Below are 7,561 nucleotides of genomic sequence, written 5' to 3' on the forward strand. Positions count from 1 at the left end.
ACGGCTGGCCACATCGCTGTTGATGAATTCATGGCGCAATTTGCCGTCCACACCGAAGAAGCGGTTGAACCAATAGGTTGCCCCGATTTCTGCGCCCATACCATAATCGGTACCGCTGCCGTCACGATTATCACGGATGGAAGCATCAAGGCGGGCATTTACGCTGAGATCGGCGCGGATCATGCGGGTGACATCAATATTGGCGAGATACAAAATGGATGAATTGCCGCCAATATCCGGACTACTGTCGAGATAAGTGCGTAAACCAAAGCGGACATCGGTGCCGCGCTGCGGTGACCAGTTCATCGCTGCATCCACCGACAGGCCGCCGGTATCTTGCAGACGGTCATCTGCACTGCGTGCGCCTATATAACCGACAGAAAACTCACCATTCAGTTTTTCACCGGTATTGATCTGCAAACCGGTACGAAGCCCGAGCTGGGTTGCATTGCGATCCAGACCATTATCGTTCTGGTAAAGCCGGCGACCCACTTCAACTTCCGCAAACGGGCGGATGGCGGCGCTCAGCTCAAAACCGCCGCGCAATGTCATACTGACATAGGTATTATTGCGGTCGCTCTGATCCAGCTGGTCGCCATTATATAATTTGGCTTTGCCGTAACGGGTATTGTTTACCCGTGCTATCGCACTGGCAAAAATCTTGCCGATATCGCGCTCAATACCGGCCTGCGCATTCAGGCTCTGTACCAGAGGGCGGGTGCGTGCGGCGCTGATACCATTCGGATCAGATGAATCTTCACGATTGACAGAATAACCAAGCCCGAAATTCAGGCGGGTTTCATCACTCATATCCAGCCGCAATGCGGCATCAATCTGCCCGCGCGGATTAGAAATATGCTGGCCGGAGAGATTTCTCTCGAAGATGCCGGATGCATCCAGAGTGGCCAGATGGCTTGCCCAGTCTGAACGGGCATTCAGCCGCAATGCGGTTTCGGACAAGACACCGCTGGTTCCGGTTGCGCTGTTATCGGCATTATTGGTGGCGCGGATACCCTGATCCAGCGACGGACGTAAGATGAAACTTCCGGCGCGAATGCCCTGCGGTTCAAACGGATCCGCTTCAAAAGGCGCACGCGGGCGGCCTTCAAGGGCGCCTTCCGGCATATTTTCCCGTCTTTCGCGAACGGCTCTGCCTGCATCTGCTGGGCCGGTGCGCAAGCCACTGATATCTTCGCTCAACGGAACAGCGCTGTCGGCAACAGGGCGTGCAGCCGGAACTGCAGGATTGATTACAGGCTGTGCAACGATACGGCCATTGGCATCATAAGTTATATTTTCAGTGCCTTCGCTCTGCGCAATAACATCGGCAATTGCGTCATTTTGAGCGCCGGAGGGCACGGTTTGTGCCTGGGATATGGGCACGGATGAAAACAGCACAACGCCCGTCAGCAGAGCTGCCTGACGCAGCCCGTACAGGGAAAGCGGGGCGTAATGAGCCGGTTTGGCTGTTTTTTCCATTGTCCTGCCAAGAGTTGTGCACGCAACTGAGAATGCCTGCACGGAGCAGGCTTGTTACAGGACGGTAAAGGATCATGGTTAATACAAAGTTTCTTTTGCTGTAATGGGCTGGCTTTATTCAGCTTTTCAGCTTGTGCTTTATTAATCGCAGGGAAATATGTGCTGTATTTCTGTAAGCAGGGAGGCTGGACAGGGAATATGTAAAGTTTTACCTCATAATTCGTTTTGCAGAATGCAGCTCCGGTTTCTATATAGAAGAAGCACTATTGACCGGATGAATGAAGTGAGAGAAGTCCATTGAGCAGCCACAGCCCAGCTATCCGCTCCGCCCTGAATACAATCGCAGTTGAAAAAGCCGGTATGAGCGCTCTTGAAGATGCGCTGCAAAACGGGCTTGCAGAGCCGTTTGAACAGGCGGTTCAGGCGATCTCCGCTATGAAAGGACGGGTTATTGTGACCGGTATCGGAAAAAGCGGTCATATCGGCTCCAAGCTGGCGGCAACTTTTGCGTCTACCGGAACCCCTGCGTTTTTTGTGCATGCGGCGGAAGCCAATCATGGCGATCTCGGCATGATTAACAGCAATGACGTTATTCTTGCCCTGTCCTGGTCGGGTGAGACTGCGGAGCTGAAAGGTATTGTCAGCTATTCCCGCCGTTTTAAAGTGCCGCTGATCGCGCTGACCTCCGGTGAACATTCCACGCTCGGCCGTGAATCTGATGTGCTGTTGTTATTGCCGAAAGCAGTTGAAGCTTGTCCGCATGGTGTTGCACCGACTACCTCGACTTTGATGCAGCTGGCAGTCGGTGATGCACTGGCACTTGCTCTGCTGGAAAGACGCGGCTTTACCGCCAGCGATTTCCGCGTATTCCATCCGGGTGGCTCACTGGGTGCCAGCCTTTCTCATGTGAAAGATATTATGCATCGCGGTGAGGAATTGCCGCTGGTCAAGATCGGCACGCCAATGCCGGAAGCGATGCGCATTCACTCGCATAAGCATTTCGGCTGTGTGATTGTTGAGAATGAAGACGGCACACTGGCCGGTATCATCACGGATGGTGACCTGACACGCAATGTCGACCGGCCGATGGCGACGCTGAAAGTCGATGATATTATGACCCGCACGCCGAAGACTGTCAGCCCTGACCAGCTGCTCGGTTCAACACTGGCACTTTTGAATGAGGCGCGTATCGGCGCGGTGATTGTGGCTGAGAATAACCGTCCTGTCGGGCTGGTGCATTTCCACGATCTGCTGCGTGCCGGTGTGGCTTAAACGCTCTCTGCAGGATAATAAAAAGGCGGCCTATTAGCCGCCTTTTTTGTTATTTCACTTCTTCAACTTGCAATAATCCGTCGTGATATTCCCGCACGATGATTGTTGTACCGGCTGGGAGATCAGGGCCGGTCACACGCCAGAGTGTATCATCAAAACGTGCACGGCCATGGCCGTTGATAATCGGCTCTTCCAGTGTGGTGCGCATGCCAATCAGCTGATCGGCTCTGCGGTTGAGTAGCGGTTCATCGCTGTTCTGCACCCGCGGATTAAAATATTTGCGCCCGATCAGTACAAAGATCACCGACAAGACCATGAAGAGCAGCAGTTGCGCTTGCCAGCTGTCGATGAAGCCGAAGCCGGTAAACGCAATCAAGCTGGTAACCAGAGCAGCAAAACCGATCCAGATCAGGAAGACACCCGGTGTCACCAGTTCCAGAAACAGCAGAACAAGGCCAAGGACGACCCAGTTCCATATCCCCAAAGCTGCGAGCATATCCGGCATCAGCGTGATCCTGTCGGCGGTACACGATTGCCGATAATGTGGTTCGGAACCGAGACATAATCAGCAGAGCCGCTGCGGATTGTACCTTCACTGCGGGCAGCCGGTTTGGCAGGTGCTTTACGAGCGGCCTGTGCGCCCTGAGTGGTGGTATTCGCACCGGAATCCGAATTATTGCCGAAGACTTCCTTGGCAATCGCACCTATACCGCCCAATGTGCCGATCAGCGACGAGGCTTCCAGCGGCATCATAATGATCTTGTGATTTTTGGCAGAGGCCATTTCGGAAAGCGCATCGGTATATTTCTGTGCAACGAAGTAATTCAGCGCCTGCACATCACCCTGCGCAATCGCTTCGGACACCATGGTTGTCGCTTTGGCTTCCGCTTCTGCCAGACGCTCACGGGCTTCCGCTTCACGATAGGCGGCTTCGCGCTTACCTTCCGCTTCAAGAATCTGCGACTGTTTCAAACCTTCAGCGCGCAGAATCTGCGCATTACGGTCACCTTCCGCTTCCAGAACCTGTGCACGCTTGTCACGTTCGGCTTTCATCTGGCGCGCCATGGAATCGATCAGATCTTTCGGCGGATTGATATCTTTGATCTCAACGCGGGTGATTTTGATGCCCCACGGATGCGCCGCCTGATCCAGTACGCGCAGCAGACGATCATTGATGGTGTCGCGGTTGGAGAGCAATTCGTCCAGATCCATCGAACCCATGACGGTACGGATATTGGTCATGGTCAGGTTGAGGATTGCATATTGCAGATCGGAGACCTGATAGGCAGCCTGTGCCGCATTCAGCACCTGAAAGAAGGCCACAGCATCAACCGATGTGGTCGCATTATCACGGGTAATGACCTCCTGTGTCGGTACGTCCAGTACCTGTTCCATCATATTGAGACGCGCGCCGATACGATCAAAAAACGGGACGATCATATTCAGCCCCGGCGACAAAGTACGGGTGTAACGGCCGAAACGCTCGACAGTAAAATTGGAACCCTGAGGCACAATTTTAATACCGGCATAAAGCGTGAAAATAACCACTGCAGCTAAAATCAGCAGGGCAATATTGGCACCGAATTCCATTCTGTTTCCTTTTTAAAATGCCGGAAATGATGATGGTCTTGTTTTATAAAAGTCTCAGACCCAGCCCTGCAATTCACGGCGTACGAGGTCTTCAATCACGCGCATACCGAGTTCTGTGTCATTGAGGCACGGAATATGGCTGAAATTTTCGCCACCATTCTCATGGAAGGATTCTGCCGCTTCATTGCCGATTTCATCAACAGTTTCAAGGCAGTCAGCCACGAAGCCCGGATTAAATACGGCAACGGATTTGATGCCCTGTTTCGGCATTTCCTCGATGGTTTTATCCGTATAAGGCTGGAGCCATTCCTCAGGGCCAAAGCGCGACTGGAACGTGCTGATCAGCTTGGTTTCATCCCAGCCAAGGCGCTCGCGCAGCAGGCGTGTGGTTTCAAGGCATTGCTGCGGATACGGATCGCCGCGGCGTGCATAGCTCTGCGGAATGCCGTGATAGGAGGCAACCACGACCTGCGGATCAAAATCCAGCTTGGCAATATGGTCTTCAATCGAGCGTGCCAGCGCATCAATATAGACCGGCTCATGCTGGTAGGACGGAACTGTACGCACGGCAGGCATAAAACGCAGCTTGTTCAGTGCGTCATTGAGTTTTTCAATCACACTGCCGGTGGTGGAAGAAGAATATTGCGGATAGAGCGGGAAGGCGACAATACGGGTGCAACCCTGTTCGCGCAGGCGTGTCAGCACATCTTCAATCGATGGCTGGCCATAACGCATTGCCCAGTCCACAACCACATTGCCGAGATCGGAGAGGCGGGCGCTGAGCTGATCGCTCTGGGAACGCGTGAAGGTACGCAAAGGTGATTCATCGCGCTCACGGTTCCAGATGCGGTCATAGGCAGCACCGGACTTTTTCGGGCGTGTATTGAGCACAATACCGAACAGGATCGGATACCAGATCGCCTTCGGCCATTCGATAACACGCGAATCCATCAGAAACTCGCGCAGATAGCGGCGCATGGATGTGTAATCAGTACCATCAGGTGTTCCCAGATTGATCAGCATTACGCCTGTTTTTTCAAGAACAGGTTTTGCTGAAACCGGCTGGGAAGTCGCGGATTGGCTCATCACATTATCATGCATGTCTGTGTCTCTATCCTGAGGGGGCGGTGCTTTCACTCGAACAAATACAATCTGTATCTGCGTGCGCGGAAGCTGCCGAACAAAATTTGCCTATCATAACAGTATTATGTCCGGCATGACCAGAACATAACCATAACATGATGAGAAAACTCAAATTTAAAGTGGTTTTTTATTGGGAAGGTGCTCCGGTTTTCAAAACAGCGCCAACCGGCAGTTTCCGTGGCTTGTAAGTCGGGTTCTGACGGAACAGGCGTTTCCATTCTGTGCCATTGCCATAGAGCTTCTCTGCAATCGACCAGTAACTATCGCCTTGTTTGATTTCATAAGCCTCAGAGACCGGCATTTTTGCTGCGGGCTGTGCAGCATCTGAATAGGGCGAATGTTCCTGCAAATATTCAGCAACAACCTGATCGAGTGAAGGGCCGTAATCATAGGCTTTTTCAGCCTTTTGGGCGATCATGTCATAGCCGTCACCGCCTGTGCGCAGATAATCGGTTGCGGCAATGCCATAGAGCTTATTGTCATCAAGCGGCTGCCATTTGCTTTCCGCATCCTGCATTTCGACAGCGGTAATGCGCTGTCCGGCAGGTTTAGCCATATCCAGTGTGAATTTTATGCCTGCAACCTGCGGATAGCGGCCGCTGCCCTTTTCAATCTGACTGACGCCGTTTTCCAGAGCTGACCGCAGATCGCTGCCTTTCATCTGAAATGTTGCAACCGTATTCTGAAACGGCAGCACCACCAGTACATCGCCCATAGTGATGTCACCGGCCTTGATTGAAGCGCGCAATGCACCGCCATTTATCAGCGCGGCAGTGATACCCTGATCGCGCACACGATCGAGCATGGCAGTGGTGACCAGATCGCCCATAGGACATTGCTGCGTGCGGCAGCTGACAGCGGAGCCGTCAATCAGCTTGGTTGTCTCGGCGACGCGGCGGTTTTTCAGCTCTTCAATCGGCTTGGCCATTTCCGCAATGCGGCTGGCCAGTTCTGCGTCCGGCTTGATGGAAGCATCCAGCCGGAGCGGTACACCGGAGGCTGATGTGAGATTGCCCGCATCGTCAAAATTCAGCACCAGCCTGCCCAGATATTGCGTATAGGCATAGGCCGTGACGACCGGCACCATATTGCCGGACGGATTTTTGACGAGAGTAGGATAGGGGCCGGAAGCGCGTAAGGCATTGTCGCCAAGCAATGTATGGCTGTGTCCGCCGACAATTGCATCCACATCATCCAGTTCTGCTGCCAATTGCTGATCCGCATCATAGCCAAGATGGGTGAGGGCGATGATCTTGTTCACGCCCTCTGCCTTCAGATCTGTGATCATGCGCTGCAATGTTTCCTTGGCATCAAGAAAACGGATGTCCTTGCCCGGACGTGCAATTTCCACTGTGTCCGGTGTGGTCAGGCCGACAATGCCGATCTTTTCATTGCCAATTGTTTTGACAAGATAGCGTGCGAATTTGCCGTGGATCGGTGAACCGGCAGCGGTTTCAATATTGGCAGACAGAACCGGCAGTTTGATTTTATCCAAAAAGGGTGCCAGCCCTTCCTGTCCCAGATCAAATTCATGATTGCCGAGTGCCATCGCATCATAGCCGATGGCATTCATGAATTCGGCATTGTCCGTGCCTTTATAGGTGGTGAAGAACAGAGAGCCCTGAAACTGATCTCCGGCATCCAGCACCAGCATATTGCCGCCCTTGGCGCGCTCTGCATCTATGGCCGCTTTCAGCCTTGCCATACCGCCGAAACATTGCTGCTCTGCGCTTTCCTTAGCGGAACAGGTCGCGTCATATTTATTGACCTCTTCAATGCGGGAATGCGTGTCATTGGTGTGCAGAATGGTCAGCGTGTAATCGGCATAGGCAGGCAGTGACAGGCTTACGAGGCTGGCGCTGCAAAAAAGAATCTTGAACAGTCCGGACATAGCTTTCTCCGTAGACATTTGTCGGGGCAGAATAGCATAGTAATATGACGAATGCTGTTTGCATCTCCCAAGTTCTGAGAGAGCTAGAGCGTGTCGCGTTTAATTGAATTCATAGCGTTCGCTCTAGATTCACTTAATTGTCGTATGTTCGCGGACGCTAAATGAGACCATTTAGCTGCGACCTCC

Annotated in this window: 6 protein-coding genes; 1 reads left to right on the forward strand and 5 read right to left on the reverse strand. The window is 52.8% G+C overall.

The window, feature by feature from the left end; translation table 11 throughout:
- Positions 1-1,479, reverse strand: a 1,479-nt coding sequence (locus A918_RS19310; RefSeq protein ID WP_022709702.1) for an outer membrane beta-barrel protein, incomplete at its 3' end; no start/stop codon positions are given.
- A gap of 297 nt (positions 1,480-1,776) precedes the next feature.
- Between A918_RS19310 and A918_RS0103450 the strand changes: the two genes are divergently transcribed.
- On the forward strand, positions 1,777-2,751 hold the full coding sequence (locus A918_RS0103450; protein ID WP_022709703.1) for an SIS domain-containing protein: 975 nt from the start codon (positions 1,777-1,779) through the stop codon (positions 2,749-2,751).
- Between the two features lie 49 nt (positions 2,752-2,800).
- Here A918_RS0103450 and A918_RS0103455 read toward each other — a convergent pair whose 3' ends face one another.
- The 4 genes from A918_RS0103455 to A918_RS0103470 form a co-directional block, all read right to left on the reverse strand.
- A complete protein-coding gene (locus A918_RS0103455; RefSeq protein ID WP_028233330.1) occupies positions 2,801-3,259 on the reverse strand; it encodes an NfeD family protein in 459 nt (152 codons plus the stop codon).
- Positions 3,256-4,341, reverse strand: coding sequence for an SPFH domain-containing protein (locus tag A918_RS19315; protein WP_022709705.1), 1,086 nt, complete (start codon positions 4,339-4,341; stop codon positions 3,256-3,258). Before A918_RS19315 ends, A918_RS0103455 begins: the two co-directional genes overlap by 4 nt.
- 54 nt (positions 4,342-4,395) lie before the next feature.
- Positions 4,396-5,442: a ferrochelatase gene (gene hemH / locus A918_RS0103465; RefSeq protein ID WP_022709706.1), complete on the reverse strand. Its 1,047-nt coding sequence runs from the start codon at positions 5,440-5,442 to the stop codon at positions 4,396-4,398.
- A 169-nt stretch (positions 5,443-5,611) separates the two neighbouring features.
- Positions 5,612-7,375: a 5'-nucleotidase C-terminal domain-containing protein gene (locus A918_RS0103470; RefSeq protein ID WP_022709707.1), complete on the reverse strand. Its 1,764-nt coding sequence runs from the start codon at positions 7,373-7,375 to the stop codon at positions 5,612-5,614.
- Between the last annotated feature and the right edge of the window lie 186 nt (positions 7,376-7,561).

This window comes from Pseudochrobactrum sp. AO18b, assembly GCF_000409565.1.
In the GTDB taxonomy this organism is placed as follows: Bacteria; Pseudomonadota; Alphaproteobacteria; order Rhizobiales; family Rhizobiaceae; genus Pseudochrobactrum; species Pseudochrobactrum saccharolyticum.